We start from the raw sequence: 22,980 nt of genomic DNA on the forward strand, positions 1-22,980 counted from the left end.
CGGAACGGGACGGACGATCTCCCCTGCTTCCGCCGCGCCGCCATCACCAGAAGGAAGCCCTATGAAGAATCGAAACCGCCTGACCACTTACATCCTCGTGGGGCTGGTGCTCGGCATCGCCGTCGGCTACGCCGCACACAATTATCTGGAAAACCCGGCCGGCTTCGCCGACACGCTGTCGCTGGTGACTACCCTGTTCCTCCGCCTGATCAAGATGATCATCGCGCCGCTGGTGTTCTCGACCCTGGTGGTCGGCATCGCCAAGATGGGCGACGCCTCGGAAGTCGGACGCATCGGCGTCAAGGCGCTGGGCTGGTTCGTCATCGCTTCGATCCTGTCGCTGACCCTGGGCCTGATCCTGGTGAACCTGTTCCGTCCGGGCGATGCGATGGCCGCCGCCGGCCACCTGCCGGCCGTGACGGAATCGTCGGGTATCGCCGTTACCGGCCTGACGCTCAAGGAATTCATCACCCACCTGGTGCCGGCCTCGATCGTGGACGGCATGGCCAAGAACGAGATCCTGCAGATCGTGATCTTCTCGATCTTCTTCGGTACCGGCGCCGCCGCCGTCGGCGCGCGCGCCACGCCGCTGATCGACGCCATCGACGGCGCCGCGCACGTGATGCTGAAGGTGACCGGCTACGTGATGAACTTCGCGCCGATCGCGGTGTTCGCAGCGGTGGCCAGCGTGATCGCCAAGAGCGGCGTCGGCGTGCTGTCGACCTATGGCGTGTTCATGGGCGAGTTCTACCTCGGCATCGCGCTGCTGTGGATCCTGCTGATCGGTATCGGCGTCCTGTTCGTCGGCCCGCGCATCCTGCAGCTGGTGCGCGAACTGCGCGAGCCGACCATCCTGGCCTTCACCTGCGCCTCGTCGGAAGCGGCGTTCCCGAAGACCCTCGAAGGCCTGGAGCGCTTCGGCGTCAAGAACCGCCTGGCCGCCTTCGTGCTGCCGATCGGTTATTCGTTCAATCTCGATGGCTCGATGATGTACTGCACCTTCGCCACCATCTTCATCGCTCAGGCCTACGGCATCGAAGTGCCGCTGTCGACCCAGATCACGATGATGCTGGTGCTGATGCTGACCTCGAAGGGCATGGCCGGCGTGCCGCGCGCTTCGCTGGTGGTGATCGCCGCGACCCTGAACCAGTTCCAGATCCCGGAAGCCGGCCTGCTGCTCCTGCTGGGCATCGACCACTTCCTGGACATGGCGCGTTCGGCCACCAACGTGATCGGCAACGGCATTGCCACCGCCGTGGTCGCGAAGTGGGAGGGCGAGCTGACCAACCCGACCGCGGCCGACAAGGATATCGCCACCTCGCCGCTGCGCTGATTTTTTGATTCCGTCGTCCCCGCGCAGGCGGGGACCCAAGCTCGTAAGCGTTTCGTTAGCGCACGCAGAACTTGGGTCCCCGCCTTCGCGGGGACGACGCTTTTACGGAGACCACATGACCCACCTGAAATCCGCGCGTACGCTGTTCGCGCTGTTCCTCTGCCTGTTCGCGCTGGCCGCACACGCCCAGGCCCAGACCGCAGCCCCGGCCAAACTGCCGAACGTGGTAATCCTGGCCACCGGCGGCACCATCGCCGGCACCGGCGCGACCAGCACTACCACCGTCGGCTACACCGCCGCCACGGTCGGCGTGCAGGCCCTGATCAACGCCGTGCCCGAGCTGCAGAAGGTCGCCCATGTCAGCGGCGAGCAGGTCTTCCAGATCGCCAGCGAAAACATGGGCAACGAGCAGTGGCTGACCCTGGCCAAGCGCGTCAACGCGCTGCTGGCGCAGCCGAACGTGGACGGCATCGTGATCACCCACGGCACCGATACGATCGAGGAAACCGCCTACTTCCTGAACCTGGTCGTCAAGAGCCGGAAGCCGGTGGTGGTGGTTGGCGCGATGCGCCCATCGACCGCGATCTCGGCCGACGGCCCGATCAACCTGTACAACGCGGTGCTGACCGCCGGCAGCCAGGAAGCCGTCGGCAAGGGCGTGCTGGTGGTGATGAACGACCAGATCAACGCCGCGCGCGACGTCAGCAAGACCAACACGACCACCACCGACACCTTCAAGGCCACCGAACTGGGCCTGCTGGGCTACGTGGTCGGCAACCAGCCGCACTTCTACCGCGCCTCGACCCGCAAGCACACCGTGGACACCGAGTTCGACATTTCGAAGCTCGACGCCCTGCCGGCGGTGGAAATCGCCTACACCTATGCCAACGTCGGCCCGACCGCGGTCAACGCCTTCGTCGCCGCCGGCGCCAAGGGCCTGATCCACGCCGGCGTCGGCGACGGCAGCCTGCCGACCAAGGTGCGCCCGGCACTGTCCGCCGCGCGCAAGAACGGCGTGGTCATCGTGCGTTCCAGCCGCGTGGGCCAGGGCATCGTGGCACGCAACGGCGAGGCCAATGACGATGAGCTGGACTTCGTGGTGTCGGATACCTTGAATCCGCAGAAGGCGCGCATCCTGCTGATGCTGGCGCTGACCAGGACTGCGAATACCAAAGAGATCCAGCGGATGTTCTATACGTACTGATGCTTGCGTGGGTACAGCCCGCATCGCCGAAAATGCCGTTCAGTTCGCCCTGAACGGCATTTTTTTATGGGTTGTACGACCAGCGGCTTTTCGCGCACATATCGCCTCTTTAGTGTCAAACCTTCTTTGCGCCGCCGCCGCATGTGCAGAGCGCGGAACATTCCTGACAGGAGGTTTTATGCTAGCAACCAACTTTCGTGGTCCATACCGGATTCGGGTATCGCAAAAACCGGATCCCGTGATCGAACATCCAGGCGACGCCATCGTCCGCGTGACACGCGCCTGTATCTGCGGCTCGGACCTGCACCTGTACCACGGGCTGGTACCCGACACCCGCATCGGGCACACCTTCGGCCATGAGTTCGTCGGCATCGTCGAAGAGGTCGGCTCGGCGGTCGAGACGCTCAAGCCGGGCGACCGCGTGCTGGTGCCGTTCAACATCTTCTGCGGCTCATGCTTCTTCTGCGACCGCGAGCTGTACAGCAACTGCCACAACGTCAATCCGGAAGCGACCGCGGTAGGCGGCATCTACGGTTATTCGCACACCACCGGCGGCTACGATGGCGGCCAGGCCGAGTTCGTGCGCGTGCCGATGGCCGACGTCGGACCGTACAAGGTGCCGGAGGATATCGTCGACGACGACGCGGTGCTGCTGACCGATGCGCTGCCGACCGGCTACCAGGCGGCCGAGATGGCCGACATCCATGAAGGCGACACCGTGGTGGTGTTCGGCGCCGGCCCGGTGGGCATCTTCGCCGCCAAGTCAGCCTGGCTGTTCGGCGCCGGCCGCGTCATCGTGGTCGACCATATCGACTACCGGCTCGATTTCGTGCGGCGCTACGCCCCCGCCGAAGTCATCAATTTCCGCGAGGTGGGCGACGTGGCCTTGCAGATCAAGAAGATGACCGACTGGCTGGGCGCGGACGCGTGCATCGATGCCGTCGGCTGCGAAGCGTCCGGCAGCCTGGCCCAGACCGTCACCGGGCGCTGGACCATGCTGCAGGCAGGCGCGGCGACCGCGCTGTTCTGGGCCATCAACTCGGTACGCAAGGCCGGCAACGTGTCGATCGTCGGCGTCTACGGGCCGACCTTCAACGCCGTCCCGATCGGCAACGCGCTGAACAAGGGCATCACGATGCGCATGAACCAGGCGGCCGTCAAGCGCCATGTGCCGCACCTGATCGAGCACATCCGCCAGGGGCACCTGAACCCGAAAGAAATCATCACCCACCGGGTACCGCTGGAGGAGGCTTCGGACGCGTACCACATCTTCTCGAGCAAGTACGACCACTGCATCAAACCCGTGCTGATTCCCCCGCGTGCCGGCTCGGCGCGCTCGATGGCGACCAGCGTCATTCATTGAAGGAGCCGCCATGAACAACGAAATCGCCCAGCGCGACATCGCCCGCCGCGATCTTGCCGAGCAGCGGCGCAACCCGCAACACCACGGCCATGTGAACTACGAGCGCCAGATCGACCACGATCTGAACCGGCACAGTCCGCCCCGCGAACAACTGCAGCGCATCCCCGGCTGGGGTTCGGACCTCGACCACAAGAACCGTCCGGCCATTCCAATGGAGCGCACGCCGCCACGCTTCATCCACGTGCCGGAGGGGCAGCCGGTACAGCAGGCGCAGACCGTCGAGGTGTTCTGTTCGCCGGAGCGACCGGGCATCACGCCGGTCTTCGGCACGGCCGAGCCCCCGAAGTGGCTGTCGGGCGCGATCCGGCGCCTGGCCTACAAGTTGCCGGAAAACGACCTGCGCCACTGGCTGATGCTGATCGCCGCCGACCGCGTCAGCATGGTCGAAGGCATCGTCGAGGATCTGTCCCAGGGCCACGTGCCGAACGTGCTCAAGGAAATGGGCATCCGGTCCGAACTGCGCCACAACCCGGCCGGGCTGGTGCGCAAGACGCTCATCGCCACTGCGGTGGTGTACGGATTCATCGCCCTGCGGAACCGCAGCAGGCGCTACTGACCTCGTAACGCCCGGGCCGACCGGACGCATTGCCACCCCGCGTTCACCCTACGATCGCGGGGCTTTTCCGCTGACCGCGCTGTTCCACTAGGAGCCGGGATGCAGGATCACCTTGGTCCAGCCATGTTCGCGCTGATCGAAGTGCTTGTAGGCGTCCGGCGCCTGGTCGAGCTTCAACTCATGGGACACGATGAACGAAGGCTTGGCGCGGCCGGCGTGGATCAGGTCGCGCAGTTGCCGGTTGTAGGCCTTGACGGGGCACTGGCCGGTGGCAACGCGCTGCCCCTTGAACCAGAGCATGCCCCAGTCGAGCGCGAGCTTGCCCTCTTTCTCCAATGCGTCCGAACCGTTCGGGTCCTGCGGTACGAATACGCCGCCCCCCCCCGATTCCGCCGGTGAACTTGACGGAGTTGATCAGGTTATTCATCGTAAGGTTGGGACGCTCCTGGCGGTGATGATGGTGGTCGTGGCACTGGTAGCCGACACATTCGCAACCCACGTCCGCGCCGAGCCCGTGCGTCAGGTCCATGACGCGCTGCACCGGGTCTTCCTTCGAATAATCGATCGCGATCGCGCCGATCGATTCGGCCAGCTTGAGCCGGTCGGCATGGCAGTCGACCACCATCACGCTGCAGGCGCCCTTGATCATCGCCGAGTGCGCGGCCATCAAGCCCACCGGGCCGGCGCCGTAGATGACCACCGCGTCCCCGGGCTTCATGCCGGCCAGTTCGGTGGCGTGCCAGCCGGTCGGGAAGATGTCGGCGCACATCACGTAGTCGGCCTGCTTCTGCTCCGCGTCCGGCGGCAGCTTCAGGCACATGAAGTCGGCCCAGGGCACGCGCAGGTATTCGGCCTGGCCGCCCTGCTATGGCCCCATGTCGGCAAAGCCGAAGGCGCCGCCGGCCACGCCCGGCTGGTTCGCGTTCAGGCAGTAATTGGTCAGGCCGCGTTCGCAGTTCTTGCAATGGCCGCAGCTGATATTGAAGGGCATGCAGACCCAGTCGCCGGGCTTGAGCCGTTCCACGGCCGGCCCGACTTCCAGCACGACGCCGAGGTTCTCGTGGCCGAAGACGCGGCCCTGCTCGAAGTCGGTCCGGCCTTCGTACATGTGCAGGTCGGACCCGCAGATGTTGGTGCTGGTGATCTTGACGATGGCATCTGTCGGACGTTCGATCTTGGGGTCCGGCACGTCTTCGACGGCGACCTGATTGGGGCCGCGATAGACAACTGCTTTCATGATCTGCTCCTGTGCTTCGCCAGGAGAGGCTGCCCCGCATAACGGACGCAACGCTACGTCCCGGCGGTCTGTCGGCGAAACCCGCAGGCGCTCACCCGCGGGACTATCTATTCATGATAGACAGAAGGCGCACAATAGCAATTGGCGATTGCCGGCAGTACTCGCGTCAAACCAGCGCGTGCCCCTGCAGCCTGGTCAGGATCGCCAGCGGACTCGCGTCCTTGTCGTACTGCTGCGCCGGCGACAGCTGCGCCGTGTATTCCATCATGAACTGCCCCGACATCACCGAGTGCGAGGCCTGGTCCGAGAAGCACACCCAGGCGCAGCCCGGCGGGAAGCCGAAGCTGACCTGCGGCGCGTTCTTCTGGTAGTCGAGGTCGGACTTCATGGCGTCGTGCAGCTGCAGCATCAGGTGGTCGTACTCGCTGCGCAGCGACTTGGTCACGTGCAGCGCGTTCAAGGCTTTCGCCTGCCACGCCACGTAGGGCTTCACGCGCGGCAGGAAGCGGCGCGCTACATCTTCGAACGGTTCGCCCACGCGCCACACGCGCGGCACGCCTTCCAGGTTCACGTTGGTGAACACGCGCAGCAGGCGCTCGCCGCGGTTCGGGCGGGACGGGAAAGCGTCGACGTGCAGGCGGCGGTCGTCGGCGCGCCAGGACTGCACGCGGGTCTCGACTTTCGAGGGCCGGAAGCTGGCCGAGCCGCGGCGCAGGTGTTCGGTGTAGCGCGGCACCAGGTGGCCCAGCAGGCTTTCCGCCTCGTCGCGGAAGCGCTTGACCATGCCGGTCGCCAGCGCCTGCGTGGCCTCGTCGCCGACCACGCCCCTCAAGCTGCCGGCAGGGTCGAGGCTGATGTTGCGGACCTTGGGGTCGCGGATGTCTTCGCGGAACAGCGCCAGCTCTTCCTTCTTCGGTGCGAAGCCGTGCTGGGCGAAGTTCGGGAAGTACAGCACCTTGCCCGCTTCCAGCGCGGCGATCCAGGCCGGATTGCCGTGGCCAAGGTCGGCCATGTCGATCTCGACGATCTGGTTTTCCATTGTTATATCCTAGTCTTGTTCGAGTTCCAGCGGCGGCGATGCGAGGTCTTCGTCCTGCCTTGCCTGCTGCCGGTCCCACATTTGTTGGTAGAGCCCGCGCTGCGCGAGCAGCTGTCCATGCGTGCCGCGTTCGACGATGCGGCCGTGGTCGAGCACCAGGATCTGGTGCGCGTCGGCGATGGTCGACAGGCGGTGCGCGATCACCAGGGTGGTGCGCTGCTTCGCGATTTCCTTCAGCTGCGTCTGGATCGCCTGCTCCGACTTCGAGTCCAGTGCGGACGTCGCTTCGTCGAAGATCAGGATCGCCGGGTTCTTCAGCAGCGTGCGCGCGATCGCCACGCGCTGCTTTTCGCCGCCGGACAGCTTCAGGCCGCGCTCACCCACCATTGTCGCATAGCCGTCGGGCAGGCTCTCGATGAAGTCGTGGATCGAGGCCGCGCGCGCCGCGGCGACGATGTCTTCATGGCTGGCGCCCGGGCGGCCGTAGGCGATGTTGTATTCGATGGTGTCGTTGAACAGCACCGTATCCTGGGGCACGATGCCGATCGCGTGGCGCAGCGAGTCCTGGGTCACGTGACGGATGTCCTGGCCGTCGATGCTGATCGATCCCTGCTGCACGTCGTAGAAGCGAAACAGCAGGCGCGACAGGGTCGACTTGCCCGAGCCGCTGTGGCCGACCACGGCGGTGGTGGTGCCGGCCGGGATCGTGAAGTCGACGTCGAACAGGATCTGGCGCTTGGGGTCGTAATTGAACTCGACGTGCGAGAACGCGACCTGGGCGCCGCGCGTGACGAGCGGCTTGGCATCCGGCGCATCGGCCACCTCGCGGTGCTGCTCCAGCAGGCCGAACAGACGCTCCATGTCGGCCAGGCTCTGCTTGATCTCGCGGTAGATCACGCCCAGGAAGTTGAGCGGAATGTACAGCTGCAGCATGAAGGCGTTCACCAGCACCAGGTCGCCGATGGTCATCGTGCGGTCGATCACGCCCTGCGTGGCGCGCCACAGGATCGCGGTGACGGCGGCGGCGATGATCAGGGACTGGCCCGAATTCAGGAAGGAGAGCGAGGTCTGCGAACGCACGGCGGCGCGCTCGTAGTTCTGCAGGCCTTCGTCGTAGCGCTTGGCTTCGTAGTCTTCGTTGCCGAAGTATTTGACGGTCTCGAAGTTGATCAGCGAGTCGATGGCCTTGGTGTTGGCCTTCGAATCGAGCTCGTTCATCGTGCGGCGGAAATGCGTGCGCCATTCGGTGACCACGATGGTGAAGGTGATGTAGGTGACCAGCGCCGCGGCGGTGATGATCGAGAACCACTTGTCGTAGCGCGCGGCCAGGTAGCCCAGCACCAGCGTGATCTCGACCAGCGTCGGCAGGATCGAAAACAGCGAATAGGACACCAGCGAGCTGACGCCGCGCGTGCCGCGCTCGATATCGCGCGTCATGCCGCCGGTCTGGCGGTTCAGGTGAAAGCGCAGCGACAGCGCGTGCAGGTGGCGGAACACCTTCAAGGCGATGGTGCGCACCGCGCGCTGGGTCACGCGCGCGAACAGGAATTCGCGCAGCTCGGTGAACAGCGTGGTCGAGAAGCGCAGCGCGCCGTAGGCCAGCAAGGCGCCGAGCGGCAGCACCAGCAGCGCGTAGGGATGCGAGGGTGTGATGCTCAGGCTGTCGACGATATTCTTGAGCACCAGCGGCACGCCGATGTTGGCGACCTTGGCGCCGATCAGGCAGACCAGCGCGGCCATCACGCGCCATTTATACACCCACAGGTAAGGCAGCAGCGTGCCGATCACGGCCCAGTCGTTGCGCCTGGCATTCGGGTCGCCGGCCGGGGGTAAGGAAGAGCTTGGAGAAGAGCGTCGCATGACAGGGTTTGTCTATTTATGGTTCAATCTGGGACGATTGTAGCTTTTACCGAGATTTCAAGATGACCCAGCCAGAAAACCAGACGCCATCCACCACCCGACTGCCCGAAGGAAAGATGCCGGTGCTGCGGATGATGCCTGCCCCCTCCGATGCCAACGTCTACGGCGACGTGTTCGGCGGCTGGATCATGGCCCAGGTCGACGTCGCCGGCTCGCTGCCGGCCGTGCGCCGCGCGAATGGCCGCGTCGCCACCATTGCCGTGAATTCCTTCCTGTTCAAGAACCCGGTGTTCGTCGGCGACCTGCTGTCCTTCTACGCCGACGTGGTCAAGGTCGGCAATACCTCGATCACCGTGTACGTCGAAGTCTACGCCGAGCGCAACCGCCTGCAGACCAACGTCGTGAAAGTCACCGAGGCCACCCTCACCTACGTCGCCACCGGCCCGGACCGCAAGCCGCGCCAGCTGCCGCCGCTCGACTCGCTGATCGAGCACTAAGCGTCCCGACGATGCCGCTGCCGCGCCGCCTGTTCCTGCTGGATGCGGCGCGACTGGCCGCGGCCGTCAGCGCTTCCGGCATCGTCCATGCCGCGCCGTCGAACGCGGCCGGCTATCCGTTCAGCCTGGGCGTGGCTTCCGGTTCGCCGCTGCCGGACTCGGTGATCCTGTGGACCCGTATTCTGCCGAATCCGCTCGATGCGCATTCGGCGCCGACGCTCGCCGTGCCCTTGCGCTGGGAGGTGGCGCAGGACCAAGCCTTCCGCAAGATCGTCGCCAAGGGCAGCGCAGTCGCGACGCCCGAGCTGGCGCACAGCGTGCGCGTGAACGTGACCGGCCTGCAGCCGGACCGCTGGTACTGGTACCGCTTCATGCTTGGCGACGCCGTCAGCCCGGTCGGCCGCACGCGTACCGCACCCGCCGCCGGCAGCATGCCGGACCTGCTGAAGCTGGCCGTGGCTTCCTGCCAGCACTGGGAATTCGGCAGCTATGCCGCGCACCGCTACATCGCCGACAGCCAGCCGGACCTGGTCGCCTTCCTCGGCGATTACATCTACGAGTGGGGCGCCTTTCGCCTGCAGCATCCGCAGCCGGGGGAGCGTATCGTGCGCCAGAACGAGTCGTTCGACTTGCAGAGTTATCGCCAGCGCTATGCCCAGTACAAGACCGATCCGGACCTGCAGGCCGCGCATCTGGTCGCGCCCTGGATCGTGACCTGGGACGACCACGAAGTCGCCAACGACTACGCCGCCGACCGCGACGAGCGTTTATCGCAGGACTTCGCGGCGCGCCGTGCGGCGGCTTACCAGGCCTTTTACGAGCACATGCCGCTGCGCCTGCCGCCGCCGCGCAGCTTCGCCAGCGTGCGCATGTTCCAGCGCTACGACTGGGGCAGGCTGGCGCGCTTTCACGTGCTGGACGACCGCCAGTACCGCGCGGCGCAGGCCTGTCCCGGCAAGAACCTGGGCGGCTCGAATTCGGTGGGTCCGCGCGCCTGCCCTTCGCTGCTCGACCCGCGGCGCACGATGCTGGGCCGGGAGCAGGAAGCCTGGCTGACCGGCGGCCTGCAATCGTCGAAGGCGCGCTGGAACATTTTGGCGCAGCAGACCCTGATGGCGCAGTCGACCCAGTTGCCGATCGCCGCGGCCGGCGATGGCCGCTTCTGGACCGATGGCTGGGATGGTTATCCGGCGGCGCGCAAACGCCTGCTCGACACGCTGGTGTCCAGCCGCGCACGCAATCCGCTGGTGCTGGGCGGCGACGTCCATACCTTCTACGCGAGCGAACTGCGCGCGGACTTCAACCGGCCCGTCTCGAAAGACAACCCGGTGCTCGCGACCGAATTCGTCGGCACCTCGGTGACTTCGAACTCGCGCCCGCAGCAGCGCACCGCGCAATACGTGGCGATGAACCCGCACATCAAGTACGGCCGCAGCGACAAGCGCGGCTACATGCTGATGGCGGTGACGCCGAAAGAGACGCGGGTCCAGTTCATGGGCCTGGACGAGGTGCGGGATCCGAAGACCGGCCAGCGCGAGCTGGCGGCCTTCAGGGTGGAGAGTGGGACGGCGGGGGTGGAGATGACGGCGATCTAGGCCTGCGGCTTGTGAACGTCGTTTCCGCGATCTTGACCGTCATTCCCGCGGAGGCGGGAATCCAAGGCAGGCTAGCAAACCGCAAACAAACTTGGGTCCCCGCCTGCGCGGGGACGACGAGATCATTGCGAGGGACGACGGTATATGGTCAGGCCGTCTGCTTCTCATCCCGCAGCTCGCGCCGCAGGATCTTGCCGACGTTCGTCTTCGGCAGCGTGTCGCGGAACTCGACGTACTTCGGCCGCTTGTAGCCGGTCAGCTGCTCCTTGCAGAAGGACAGCAGGTCGTCCTTGGTCAGCGCCTTGTCCTTCTTGACCACGTACAGCTTGACCGCCTCGCCCGAGTGCTGGTCAGGCACGCCCACGCAGGCCACTTCCAGCACGCCCGGGTGGCTTGCGACCACTTCCTCGACTTCGTTCGGATACACGTTGAAGCCCGAGACCAGGATCATGTCCTTCTTGCGGTCGACGATCTTGATGTAGCCCTGCTCGTTCATGATGCCGATGTCGCCGGTCTTGAAGAAGCCGTCCGCGGTCATGACCTTGGCCGTTTCGTCCGGACGCTGCCAGTAGCCGGCCATCACCTGCGGACCGCGCACGGCGATCTCGCCGGCGGTGCCGAACGGGACTTCCTGGCTGGCTTCGTCGAGGATGCGGATCTCGGTGGATGGCAGCGGCAGGCCGATGGTGCCGGTGAAGTCGGTGATGTCGCAGCGGTTGGCGGAGACCACCGGCGAGGTCTCGGACAGGCCGTAGCCCTCGACGATCGGGATGCCGGTCAGCTGCAGCCACTTGTCGGCGACCGGCTTCTGCACCGCCATGCCGCCGCCCGGGCAGACCAGCAGGCCCGAGAAGTCGAGGCTGGCGAAGTCCGGATGGTTCAGCAGGCCGTTGTACAGGGTGTTCACGGCCGGGAAGACGTTGATGCGGTAGCCGCGCAGTTCCTTGATGAAGCCGCCGATATCGCGCGGGTTCGGGATCAGGAGGTTCATGCCGCCCACGCGCAGGCCCAGCAGGGCGCAGACGGTCAGCGCATAGATGTGGTACAGCGGCAGCGCGCACACGAACTGCAGGTCGGCGCCGGCCTTGGCCAGCGTCGGGCCGAACCAGGCTTCGTTCTGCAGCACGTTGGCGATCACGTGCTTGTGCAGCAGAACCGCGCCCTTCGACACGCCGGTAGTGCCGCCGGTGTACTGCAGGAAGGCGACGTCGTCATGGCCCACCTGGACCGGTTTCAGGGTCTGGCGCGCGCCTTCAGCCAGCACGCGCTTGAACGGCACCGCGCCCGGGATCGAGAAGGCCGGCACCATCTTCTTGACCGTGCGGACCACGAAGTTGACGATCATGCCCTTCGCGCCCAGCAGGTCGCCCATGGTGCCGACGATGACGTGCTTGACCTTGGTGGTGGCGACCACTTCGGCCACCGTGTGCGCGAAGTTCTCCAGCACGACGATGGCTTCGGCGCCCGAGTCGTTCAGCTGGTGCTGCAGCTCGCGTGCGGTGTACAGTGGATTGACGTTGACGATGGTGTAGCCGGCGCGCAGGATGGCGGCCATCGCCACCGGATACTGCAGCACGTTCGGCAGCATGATCGCCACGCGCGCGCCCGGCTGCAGGCCGCGGCTCTGCAGCCAGGCGGCCATCTGGCCGGACAGCTTGTCGAGTTCGGCGAACGTCATGGACTTGCCCATGCAGGCGTAGGCCTTGCGGTCCGCGTACTTGCGGAAGGCTTCCTCCAGCAGGTGCGTGAGGGAGCGGTATTGGGTCCAGTCGATCTCCGACGGTACGCCCGCCTCGTACGAATCCAGCCAGAATTTGTCCATGTTATTGCCTCTTTTTTCTATCTATACAAACGCCGTCCCCGCGAAGGTGGGGACCCAAGAGCGAACTTGGATCCCCGCCTGCGCGGGGACGACGGTTTTAATTCAGACTACGCTGCCTGCTTTTCCTCGCGCAGTGCGCGCCGCAGGATCTTGCCGACGTTCGTCTTCGGCAGCTCGCTGCGGAACTCGATGTACTTCGGCTTCTTGTAGCCAGTGAGCTCGCGCTTGCAGTAGTCCATCAGCTGTTCGGCGCTCAGGCCCGGGTCCTTCTTGACCACGAAGACCTTGACCGCCTCGCCGGAGTGTTCGTCCGGCACGCCGATCACCGCGCATTCCAGCACGCCGGGGTGCGCCGCGATCACGCCTTCCAGTTCGTTCGGGTAGACGTTGAAGCCCGAGACCAGGATCATGTCCTTCTTGCGGTCGACGATCTTCACGTACCCGTTCTCGTCCATGATGCCGACGTCGCCGGTTTTGAAATAGCCGTCCGCCGTCATGACCTTGGCCGTTTCATCCGGACGGTTCCAGTAACCGGCCATCACCTGTGGACCGCGGATCGCGATCTCGCCGACGCTGCCGATCGGCAGTTCCTTGCCGTCGTCGTCCAGGATCGCCACCTCGGTCGACGGGATCGGCAGGCCGATCGTGCCGGTGAAGGCCGAGATGTCGCAGCGGTTCGCGGTGGCCACCGGCGAGGTCTCCGACAGGCCGTAGCCTTCGATGATGTGCTTGCCGGTGACGGCTTTCCACTGGTCGTTCACCGCCTGCTGCACCGCCATGCCGCCGCCGTTCGCCAGCTTCAGGCCCGAGAAATCCAGGTGCTTGAAGTCCGGATGGTTGACCAGCGCGTTGTACAGCGTGTTCACCGCCGGCAGCGAGTTGAACTTGTACTTGCCCAGCTCCTTGATGAAGCCCGGGATGTCGCGCGGGTTCGGGATCAGGACGTTCAGCGCCCCCACCCGCATGCCCCACAGCGCGCACACCGTCAGCGCGAAGATGTGGTACAGCGGCAGCGCGCAGACGATGGTCGGGAACTCGACCACCGGCTCCTGGTTCATCGCCACCGCGGACCACGCCTCGCCCTGCAGCAGGTTGGCGATCACGTTCCGGTGCGTCAGGGTCGCGCCCTTCGACACGCCGGTGGTGCCGCCCGTGTACTGCAGGAAGGCGACGTCGCTGCTCTTCAGCTCCGCTTTCTGGAACGGCATCTTGGCGCCCTGCGCCAGCGCGTCCTTGAAGCGCACGCTGCTCGGCAGCGAGAACTCCGGCACCATCTTCTTGACGTTGCGGACCACGAAATTCACCAGCATGCCCTTGGCGCCGCCCAGCATCTCGCCCATGCTCGCCACCACCACGTGGCGCACCGGGGTCTTGCCCATCACCTCCTGCAGCGTGTGCGCGAAGTTCTCGAGCACGATGATGGCCTCGGCGCCCGAGTCCTTCAGCTGGTGCTCCAGTTCGCGCGGGGTGTACAGCGGGTTCACGTTCACCACCGTGTAGCCGGCGCGCAGGATGGCGGCCAGCGCCACCGGATACTGCAGCACGTTCGGCATCATGACCGCCACGCGTGCCCCCTTGGCCATGCCGCGGCTCTGCAGCCAGGCGGCCAGGCGCTTCGACATGCTGTCCAGTTCCGCATACGTCAGGAACTTGTCCATGCAGACAAAGGCGTTGTTCGAGGCGTACTTCTGGAACGATTCCTCCAGCAGCTGCACGAGCGAGCCATACTGGTCGGGATCGATTTCCGCGGGAACGCCGGGCGGGTACGACTTCAGCCAAATCTTGTCCATCGGGTGCCTGTCTCCAGTGTAATTATTCTGTGTGGGCCGCCCAACCGAAAAAAACGCACGGTCGTGCTGAGTTTGCTTTCCATGATGCTATCGGGCAGCGCGCCCGATAGCAAGCATTTTTAAAGCAATTCGAACATGAATTCTAGCGTCCGCCCATGGTCGGGGCATCGCTGCGCTGCACCATCAGGGGCGCGGCCGGCGCCGGCGGCACCAGTGCCTTCAGGATGCGGTGACGCTCCTTGCGGTCGAGCTCGGCCAGTTGCCGGACCGACTTGTAAAACCGCGAAAAGCTGCCGTCACGTTTGAGCATGGCGCGGAAGGCCGGCACGAAGTCCTCGTAAGTCGCGATCGAGGCCAGGTGGGCGTTCGACAAAGGCTGCTCGAAGAAGCGGTCGTAGCCGGCATAGCCGCCCCAATTGCCCTTCAGGACCTGGTACTCGTCCTTCAGCTCCTGGAACAGGCGCACCTTGACCGCGCGCTTTTCGTTGTCGCTGCGGTCGACCACACCGTAATTCTGCTCGAGCGCCTTGCGGTACTTGAGCAGCAGGCCCAGGAAATCGTGCTTGCGGCTCTTGTAGCGCGCATAAGCGTCGCGCATCGCCGGATTGCCGAAGCGCTCCATCCAGCGTTCCACGCCCGCTTCCTCGACCGTGCTGGCGAAGGATTCGTTGAACTGCGAGTCGCCCTGCACGTACACGATCTGGTGCGCCAGTTCGTGGAAAATCATGCGCGCCAGTTCGGCGTCCGGGTAGTTGATGAAGGTGGAGATCAAGGGATCGCTGAACCAGCCCAGCGTCGAATACGCCGGCACGCCGCCGACCTCGACGTCGTTGCCCTCGGCCTTCAACTCCTTCGCGTAGGCCAGCGCGGCGTCCTTGCTGTAGTAGCCGCGGTAGTTCACGCAGCCGGCCACCGGGAAACACCACTGCAGGGGCTTCAGCGACAGTTCGGGCGTGGCGACCACGTTCCACAGCACGTAGGGGCGCTTGAGGGAGGCGTAGTTCTTGTAGCTGTTGTTATCTGGTAATGCCATTTCGCTAACGGCGAAGCGGCGGATCTGGCGCGCGGTCTCCAGGCGGAGACGCAGTTTGGAGCTGGTGCCGGGGTCGGCGATCCAGTCGTCGATCGGACGGGCGTCCGACAGGAGTTCAAGCTGGCCCTGGGCCGCCTGCGAGTAGTAGTTCAGCGTGGAGCAGCTGGCCAGCAGCCCCGCTGCCGTGCCCGCAAGGAGCACGGCACGGAGCCGCGGGGTGATTCGCGAAAGTTTCATTTGTCAGGTTCATCATGGCGCGGCCTAGAGGCGTCTTGAGAAACCGTAGCGAGCGGAAGGAGTTTCGTCCGAGAAGCGCAGCCGTACTTCCGGTACGGCGAGCATCGCAGGACGAAAATCCGACGCGCAGTAGGTTTATCAAGATGCCCTCTCCACCTGCACCAGCGTGTCGTAGAAGGTCGGCGCCCGGCCCATGTCGGTCAGGCGCTGGCTGGTTACTTCGTTGGCGTTCTTGCCGTCGCTGGCGAGCTTTTTCCACCAGATCGACAGGCCGACCACGAGGCCGGCCCGCGCCTTGGGCGTGACACGGGCGCGCGCGACGAACGCGCCCCTGTCGTTAAAGATGCGCACCATCTCGCCGTGCTCGATGCCGCGCGATGCGGCGTCGACGGGATGGATGTCCAGGTGAGGCTCGCCCTCGGTGGCGCGAAGGCTCTGGACATTGACAAAGGTTGAGTTGAGGAAGTTCCTGGCCGGCGGAGAAATCATCGCCAACGGATATTTCTCTGCCAGTTCGGGGTTGGACGCCACGGATTCGTAATTCGCAATATACGTCGGCAGCGGATCGAGGCCGTCGTGCAGCATCGATTCGGAGTAAAACTCGCACTTGCCGGAAGGCGTAGGGAAGCAGCCTTCCGCGAAGGGCGCCGCCGGCATGTTCAGCTTGCTCCAGCCAGTGCGCTTCAGCGATTCCCAGTCGAAGTGCACGGCGCGCGCGTCCTGCTTGTTGAAGGCTTGCGCGGCCAGCTCGTCGTCGGTCTCGTCGAACACCGGGTCGGTAAAGCCCATGCGCCTGGCGAGCAGGCGGAAGATCTCGGTATTCGGCTTGGCTTCGCCCAGCGGCGCAATCGCCGCGTTATTCGCCATCATGTACAGGTGGCCATAGGCCAGGTGGGCATCGACGTGTTCGAGCTGGGTGGTGGCCGGCAGCAGGATGTCGGCGTAGTCCGCGGTGTCGGTCTGGAAGTGTTCCAGCACCACCGTGAACAGGTCCTCGCGCTCGAAGCCGCGCTGCACCTTCGACGAATCGGGCGCGATCGCCACCGGGTTCGCGTTGTAGACGATGACGGCTTCGATCTTCGGGCCGAATTCCGGCGCCGCTTCGCGCAAGAGATCGTCGCCGATGGTGTTCATGTTGATGGTGCGCGGCAGGCGTCCGCGCAGCAGGTCCGGACGCTGCAGCGCCAGCTTGTTGGCCGGGAAGGAGCCCGAGGTCGACAGCTGCACGCCGCCGGCCGCGTGGCGCCAGGCGCCCACCAGCGCCGGCAGGCAGGCGATGTTGCGCACGGCCATGCCGCCGCCGCGCACGCGCTGCAGGCCGTAGTTCATGCGGATCGCGACCGGCTCGCCGCGCATCGCGGTCTGGCCATATTCGCGCGCCAGGTTCACCACTTCCTCGGCAGTGATGCCGCAGGTCTCGGCGGTGCGTTCCGGTGTCCATTCGGCCACGCGGTCCTTCAGTTGCGCAAAGCCGAGCGTGTGCTGGGCGATGTAGTCGTGGTCGAGCAGGTTTTCCTTGACCAGCACGTGCATCATGCCCAGCGCCAGCGCGCTGTCGGTGCCCGGCATGACGGCGATGTGCTGGTGGCACTTCTCGGCCGTCAGCGAGCGGTAGGGGTCGATGGCGATCAGCTTCGCGCCGCGGCGCTTGGCTTCCTGCACGCGCATCCAGAAATGCAGGTTCGAGGCGATCGGGTTGCCGCCCCAGATGAGGATCAGCTTCGCATCCTGGAACTGTTCGATGTCGGTGCCGATCGAACCACCGATGGTGTATTTGTAACCCGTAAAACCGGCGGTCGCGCAGACGGTGCGGTCGAGGAAGGAGGCGCCCAGCTTGTTAAAGAAGCGCATCGCCATCGCCTCGCCCTGGACCAGGCCCATGGTGCCGCAATAGCTGTAGGGCAGGATCGCCTGCGGGTCGCGCTCGGCAATCGGCGTCAAGCGTGCCGCGATCTCGTCCAACGCCTGTTCCCAGGTGATCGGCTCGAACTTGCCTTCGCCCTTCCTGCCGACGCGGCGCATGGGCGTGAGCAGGCGGTCCGGGTGATAAGTGCGGTCGACGTAGCGCGAGACCTTGGTGCACAGCACCCCGGCCGTGGTCGGGTGGTCCGGATCGCCCTTGACCTCGGTCGCGACGCCATCCTCGACGGTGACGAGAATGGCGCAGGTATCGGGGCAGTCGTGCGGGCATGTCGCCCTGACAAGGGTCTTGGTCATTGAATCGGATCCGGGAAAAACGTCGAGAAACCAATAGTTTAGACGATTCCTGAGGCCCCTGTGCCGGCACTGGCAAGGTCTGCGGCGGAAGGGCTACAATAGTTCAAAAACATAGGGAGAGAACGTATGAGACTAGTCGAACCCATCCTGGCCCAGCAGGCCCAACTGGAAACGATCCGCCGCGACATCCACGCCCATCCCGAACTCTGCTACGAGGAACAACGCACCGCCGACGTGGTGGCGCGTTGCCTGACCGACTGGGGCATCGAGGTCGTGCGCGGCCTGGGCGTCACCGGCGTCGTCGGCATCATCAAGAACGGCACGTCCGAACGTGCGATCGGCCTGCGCGCCGACATGGATGCGCTGCCGATGCAGGAACTCAACACATTTGAGCACGCGTCGCGCCACGCCGGCAAGATGCATGCTTGCGGTCATGACGGACATACAGCGATGCTGTTGGGTGCAGCCCACTATCTGTCGCAGAACCGCAACTTCGACGGCACGGTCTACTTGATCTTTCAACCAGCCGAGGAAGGCGGCGCCGGCGCCCGCCGCATGATCGCCGACGGCCTGTTCGAACGCTTTCCGATGGATGCCGTGTACGGCCTGCACAACTGGCCGGGTATGGCGGCCGGCAAGTTCGGCGTCGTCGCCGGGCCGATGATGGCGTCCAGTAACGAGTTCCGCGTGGTCGTGAAGGGCAAGGGCGCCCACGCCGCCCAGCCGCACCGCGGCATCGACCCGGTGATGGTGGCGGTGCAGATCGCGCAAGCCTGGCAGACCATCGTCTCGCGCGAAAAGAACCCGCTGGACACCGCCGTGCTGTCGATCACCCAGATCCACGCCGGCAGCGCCACCAATGTGATCCCGGACGAAGCGGTGCTGATCGGTACCGTGCGCACCTTCACCACCGAGGTGCTGGACCTGGTCGAGCGCCGCATGCAGGAAATCGCGGCCGGCGTGGCCAGCGCCTTCAATGCGGGCGTCGATTTTTCGTTCAAGCGCAATTACCCGCCGCTGGTGAACCACGCCGCGCAGACCGCCTTCGCGATCGAGGCCATGAAGGCGGTGGTGGGCGAGGAGAATGTCGACGCCAATGTCGAACCGACCATGGGCGCCGAGGACTTCGCCTTCATGCTGCAGGCCAAGCCCGGCTGCTACGTCTTCCTCGGCAACGGCGATGGCGCGCACCGCCTGGGCGGCCATGGGCTCGGCCCATGCCAGCTGCATAACGGCAGTTATGACTTCAATGACCAGCTGTTGCCAATCGGGGCCAGCTACTGGGTGCGGCTGGTGGAGATGAGCTTGCCGCGTTAACGCGTCGCCCCCGCTCGGTAACGCGTCGCCCCCGCGCAGGCGGGGGCCCCAAGTTCGCTCGCTATTCCGGCAGCGTATCGGCTTTGCTTCCGAGGCGCTGCCCCGGATTCATCCGCTCCAGCGCAATCAGCGCCGCCGAGTGATCGGCCGCCGGCAGGTCTTTCTCGATGCTTTCGTACTGCCGCGTCACCAGCGCCGTCACCGGCAGCGTGATGCCCGCCCCTGCCGCGGCGGCGAGGATGTTGCGCTGGTCCTTCAACTGCGTCTTGACCTGGCCGCCGGGCACGAAATTGCGCTCCAGCATGCGCTGCCCATGCACCTCCAGCACGCGGCTGCCGGCAAAGCCGCCACGGATCGCTTCGCGCACCGCGGCCGGATCGGCGCCCGCGGCTTCGGCCAGCAACAGTGCCTCGGCCACGATGTTGATGGTGGCGCCGACGATCAATTGGTTGCACAGCTTGGCGACCTGGCCGCTGCCGACCGGCCCGACGCATTTCGGATTGCCCATCGCCGCCAATATTGGCTGTGCTTCGCTGAAGTCGGCGGGATCGGCGCCAGCCATGATGGCGAGGCTGCCCGCTTCGGCACCCAGCACGCCGCCGGACACGGGGGCATCGATGAAGCGGCAACCGGCCTGCGTCAAGCGCGCATGGAAAGCCAGCGCTTCGTCCTGGCGGGTGGAACTCATGTCGATCCACAGGCTGCCCGGCTTCAGCGCCGGCAGCGCCGCCGCCAGTACTTCGTCGACGGTCGCTCCCGCTTCGAGGATCGAAATGACGATGTCGGCATCCCTGACGGCGTCGTGCAGTTGCGCGCAGGGCTGGGCGCCGCTCGCGCGCAGCGCCTCGGCTTTCGCATGGGTGCGGTTCCAGGCGCGCACCGGATACGCAGCCTGCGCCAGACGGCTTGCCATCGGGCGGCCCATCAGGCCGATGCCGAGAAATGCCAGGGTCGGGAGGGTCATGGTGGTGTCGTTTTCCATATCGTTCGATTCTAACAATTGACGGGCCGGCCACGTCAAAACGCGGACCTCGTTAAAATAGCTGGATTCGTCAATCGAAAGGAATAAGAAGATGTTCTCCATCAAGAAAATCGCGGCCCCGATCGCCGCAGCACTTGCCCTGTTCGCAGCACAGTCGGCGCACGCCCAGCACGGCCTGGTCGATGGCTATTCCGTGGAAGCCGGCGGCGGCGAACACGTGCAGGTCCTGCGCCTGTCGGCCCAGAAGGACTGGAACAAGAACTGGTTCGCCACCAGCGGCTACCACCTGTCGGGCTACTGGGATGCCAACATCGCCTACTGGCGCGCCAACCGCTGGCTGGACCTGCCGAACAACAGCCATAACCTGGCGGTGATCGGCCTGACCCCGGTGTTCCGCTGGGAAGCGGACAACAAGCTCGGTTTCTATGCCGACGCCGGCATCGGCGCCGCCCTGTTCTCGGACGTGTACCGCAACACCCACCGCCAGCTGTCGACCGCGTATGAATTCGCGGACCACGTCGGCGTCGGCTACGTGTTCGCGAATAAATGGGAGCTGGGCGCGCGTCTGCAGCATTATTCGAATGGCGGTATCAAGCATCCGAACGGCGGCGTGAATCTGCTGATGGTGAAGGCCAGCTACCACTACTGATCCCCTGTTTCGTCGCCCCCGCGCAGGCGGGGGCCCATGCTGAGCGGGCCAGGTTGGCTCTGTATGGATTCCCGCCTCCGCAGGAATGACGTCCGTGGCTGGCGTCGGCGTCGGATCGTTTATGTGACAATCGTCCCATGACCGATACCAGCACCGTCAAGAGCTACCTTCCCTGGCTGGTGGCGACTGCCCTGTTCATGGAGCAGCTCGACGCCACCATCGTCAACACCGCCATCCCCAGCATCGCGGCCAGCCTGAACGTCACGCCGCTGAGCCTGAAGTCCGTCGTCACCAGCTACATCCTCAGCCTTGCCGTGGGCATCCCCGTGAGCGGCTGGATGGCCGACCGTTTCGGCACCAGGCGCGTGTTCGGCACCGCCATCGCCATCTTCACGCTCGCCTCGGTCCTGTGCGGGCTATCGGTGAACGCCGAGATGATGGTCTTCGCGCGCCTGCTGCAAGGCCTGGGCGGCGCGATGATGATGCCGGTCGGGCGCCTCGCCATCATCCGCACCTTTCCCAAGAGCGAGCTGCTGGGCGCGATGAACTTCGTGATCCTGCCGGCCCTGATCGGCCCGCTGCTGGGCCCGACGGTGGGCGGCCTGATCGTGCACTGGGCCTCGTGGCGGGCCATCTTCTTCGTCAATGTGCCGGTCGGCCTGCTGGCGCTGTTCCTGGTGTTCCGCTACATGCCCGACTACAAGGGCGCCGAGCCGCGCCCGCTGGACGTGATCGGCTTGATCCTGTTCAGTTCGGGAACGGCGTTGCTGTCCTGGCTGCTGGAGATCTTCGGCGAGCACACGCTGGACATGGTGACCATGATGCTGATGCTGGGCCTGTCGGTGGCGCTACTGGCGGCCTATGTCTGGCATGCGAACAAGGAAGAGTTCCCGCTGCTTCGGCTGGCGCTGCTGAAGGTCCGCACGTTCCGCATTTCCGTGCTGGGCGGGTTCATCACCCGCCTCGGCATCGGCGGCCTGCCCTTCCTGCTGCCGCTGCTCTACCAGCTGGGTCTCAAATTGCCGGCCTGGCAGTCGGGTCTCTTGATGATGCCGACCGCAGCCGCCGCGATGGGCATGAAGCTGATCGCGCCGAAGGTGCTGGCGCGCTTCGGCTACCGCCAGGTACTGATCGTGAACACGATCTGCATCGGCCTGACGATCGCCCTGTTCACGCTGGTGGGCCCGGGCACGCCCTGGTATGCGATCGCCGGCATCGGCCTGCTGCAGGGCTTCTTCAATTCGCTGCAGTTCTCGAGCATGAACACGCTGGCCTATGCGGATGTCGCGCAGAAGGACTCGAGCATGGCCAGCACGATCGCCAGTTCCTTCCAGCAGCTCTCGATGAGCTTCGGCCTGGCCAGCGGGTCGTTGGTCACCGGCTGGTTCCTGGGAAGGGTACCGCAAACCGACCAGGTAATGGTGACCTCGGCCCTGCACCACGCCTTCCTCGCACTGGCAATCACGACGATGCTGTCCTCGCTCGTGTTCTGGCGTTTGCGCCGCGGCGACGGCGAAAGCATCAGCCGCGGCAAACCACAAGCGCAGGAAGCCAGCGCGCAGGATTCGGCGCCCTTGTCTCAAGCTTGAACTGCGGCCTGAACTGCGGCCCGAACTGCAGGCTTGATGCCGTTAAGCGGGAAGCTGCAACCCGGATGGCGGCATGCTGTCGAAGCATGAGGAGGACCTCGCAATGAGCCTATCCCTTGTCTCGGCAAACTTCGATGCGGGAGGGAGCATCCCGGCCGTTCACACCTGCGAAGGCACCGATACCGCACCCGCCCTGTCCTGGTCAGGCGCGCCGCCGGGCACGAAGAGCTTCGCGCTGATCGTCGACGATCCCGACGCACCCGATCCCGCAGCGCCGACGATGACCTGGGTGCATTGGGTGCTCTACAACATCCCGATCTCTGCGGTCAGCCTGCCGTCGAGCGTGCGCGGCACGGATCTGCCGCCAGGTACGCGCACCGGTCTGAACGACTGGAAGAAGAGTGGTTACGGCGGGCCATGTCCGCCGACGGGGCGCCACCGTTACGTGCACAAGCTCTACGCGCTGGATGTGGTGCTGCCGGATCCGGGACATCCGACCAAGGCGGAGCTGGAAAAGGCGATGCAGGGACACGTGCTGACGCAGGGCGAATTGATCGGGACGTATCAGAAGAGAGGACGCTGAAAAAGAGAGCGCGCTGA

Annotated in this window: 17 protein-coding genes and 1 pseudogene; 10 read left to right on the plus strand and 8 right to left on the minus strand. The window is 65.1% G+C overall.

Going from position 1 to position 22,980, the window contains the following annotated elements; all coding sequences use genetic code 11:
- Positions 1-61 precede the first annotated feature (61 nt).
- From NX782_RS24500 to NX782_RS24515, 4 genes are all read left to right on the plus strand, one after another.
- A complete protein-coding gene (locus NX782_RS24500; RefSeq protein ID WP_258848115.1) occupies positions 62-1,333 on the plus strand; it encodes a dicarboxylate/amino acid:cation symporter in 1,272 nt (423 codons plus the stop codon).
- 115 nt (positions 1,334-1,448) lie between these two features.
- Positions 1,449-2,537 (plus strand): type II asparaginase, encoded by a 1,089-nt coding sequence (locus tag NX782_RS24505; RefSeq protein WP_258848116.1) that lies wholly within the window; start codon positions 1,449-1,451, stop codon positions 2,535-2,537.
- 178 nt (positions 2,538-2,715) lie between these two features.
- Positions 2,716-3,900 (plus strand): zinc-dependent alcohol dehydrogenase, encoded by a 1,185-nt coding sequence (locus NX782_RS24510; protein ID WP_258848117.1) that lies wholly within the window; start codon positions 2,716-2,718, stop codon positions 3,898-3,900.
- Positions 3,901-3,910: 10 nt separating this feature from the next.
- A complete protein-coding gene (locus NX782_RS24515) occupies positions 3,911-4,516 on the plus strand; it encodes a hypothetical protein (protein WP_258848118.1) in 606 nt (201 codons plus the stop codon).
- 87 nt (positions 4,517-4,603) lie between these two features.
- Here NX782_RS24515 and NX782_RS24520 read toward each other — a convergent pair.
- From NX782_RS24520 to NX782_RS24530, 3 genes and pseudogenes are all read right to left on the minus strand, one after another.
- Positions 4,604-5,753: pseudogene (locus NX782_RS24520) on the minus strand (glutathione-independent formaldehyde dehydrogenase).
- A gap of 166 nt (positions 5,754-5,919) precedes the next feature.
- Complete coding sequence (kdoO, locus tag NX782_RS24525) at positions 5,920-6,792, minus strand: Kdo hydroxylase KdoO (RefSeq protein ID WP_258848119.1); 873 nt, start codon at positions 6,790-6,792, stop codon at positions 5,920-5,922.
- A gap of 9 nt (positions 6,793-6,801) precedes the next feature.
- Positions 6,802-8,652, minus strand: coding sequence for an ABCB family ABC transporter ATP-binding protein/permease (locus NX782_RS24530; RefSeq protein WP_258848120.1), 1,851 nt, complete (start codon positions 8,650-8,652; stop codon positions 6,802-6,804).
- Between the two features lie 62 nt (positions 8,653-8,714).
- On the opposite strand from NX782_RS24530, the gene NX782_RS24535 reads away from it, so the two are divergent.
- Together NX782_RS24535 and NX782_RS24540 are read left to right on the plus strand one after the other, a co-directional pair.
- Positions 8,715-9,149 carry an acyl-CoA thioesterase gene (locus tag NX782_RS24535; RefSeq protein WP_258848121.1) on the plus strand — a complete coding sequence of 145 codons (435 nt, stop codon included), beginning with the start codon at positions 8,715-8,717 and terminating at the stop codon, positions 9,147-9,149.
- Positions 9,150-9,160: 11 nt separating this feature from the next.
- Entirely contained in the window at positions 9,161-10,744 is a 1,584-nt protein-coding gene (locus NX782_RS24540; RefSeq protein WP_258848122.1) for an alkaline phosphatase D family protein, read from the plus strand.
- A 148-nt stretch (positions 10,745-10,892) separates the two neighbouring features.
- Here the strand turns inward: NX782_RS24540 and NX782_RS24545 are convergent, their stop codons facing one another.
- From NX782_RS24545 to NX782_RS24560, 4 genes are all read right to left on the minus strand, one after another.
- Positions 10,893-12,566 carry a long-chain-fatty-acid--CoA ligase gene (locus tag NX782_RS24545; RefSeq protein WP_258848123.1) on the minus strand — a complete coding sequence of 558 codons (1,674 nt, stop codon included), beginning with the start codon at positions 12,564-12,566 and terminating at the stop codon, positions 10,893-10,895.
- Positions 12,567-12,673: 107 nt separating this feature from the next.
- A complete protein-coding gene (locus NX782_RS24550) occupies positions 12,674-14,356 on the minus strand; it encodes a long-chain fatty acid--CoA ligase (RefSeq protein WP_258848124.1) in 1,683 nt (560 codons plus the stop codon).
- Between the two features lie 142 nt (positions 14,357-14,498).
- Entirely contained in the window at positions 14,499-15,626 is a 1,128-nt protein-coding gene (locus NX782_RS24555) for an aminopeptidase (protein WP_258848125.1), read from the minus strand.
- Positions 15,627-15,764: 138 nt separating this feature from the next.
- A complete protein-coding gene (locus tag NX782_RS24560) occupies positions 15,765-17,843 on the minus strand; it encodes a molybdopterin-containing oxidoreductase family protein (RefSeq protein ID WP_258848126.1) in 2,079 nt (692 codons plus the stop codon).
- Between the two features lie 126 nt (positions 17,844-17,969).
- Between NX782_RS24560 and NX782_RS24565 the strand changes: the two genes are divergently transcribed.
- On the plus strand, positions 17,970-19,160 hold the full coding sequence (locus tag NX782_RS24565; protein WP_258848127.1) for a M20 aminoacylase family protein: 1,191 nt from the start codon (positions 17,970-17,972) through the stop codon (positions 19,158-19,160).
- A gap of 61 nt (positions 19,161-19,221) precedes the next feature.
- Here the strand turns inward: NX782_RS24565 and NX782_RS24570 are convergent, their stop codons facing one another.
- Complete coding sequence (locus NX782_RS24570; protein WP_258848128.1) at positions 19,222-20,124, minus strand: NAD(P)-dependent oxidoreductase; 903 nt, start codon at positions 20,122-20,124, stop codon at positions 19,222-19,224.
- Positions 20,125-20,233: 109 nt separating this feature from the next.
- Here NX782_RS24570 and NX782_RS24575 point away from each other — a divergent pair, with 109 nt between their 5' ends.
- The 3 genes from NX782_RS24575 (at position 20,234) to NX782_RS24585 (ending at position 22,963) form a co-directional block, all read left to right on the plus strand.
- A complete protein-coding gene (locus tag NX782_RS24575; RefSeq protein WP_258848129.1) occupies positions 20,234-20,791 on the plus strand; it encodes an acyloxyacyl hydrolase in 558 nt (185 codons plus the stop codon).
- 137 nt (positions 20,792-20,928) lie between these two features.
- A complete protein-coding gene (locus tag NX782_RS24580) occupies positions 20,929-22,380 on the plus strand; it encodes a DHA2 family efflux MFS transporter permease subunit (protein ID WP_258848130.1) in 1,452 nt (483 codons plus the stop codon).
- 103 nt (positions 22,381-22,483) lie between these two features.
- Positions 22,484-22,963, plus strand: a complete 480-nt coding sequence (locus NX782_RS24585) for a YbhB/YbcL family Raf kinase inhibitor-like protein (protein WP_258848133.1) — start codon at positions 22,484-22,486, stop codon at positions 22,961-22,963.
- Positions 22,964-22,980: the final 17 nt, after the last annotated feature.

Source organism: Massilia norwichensis, assembly GCF_024753245.1.
Lineage (GTDB): Bacteria > Pseudomonadota > Gammaproteobacteria > Burkholderiales > Burkholderiaceae_D > Telluria > Telluria norwichensis.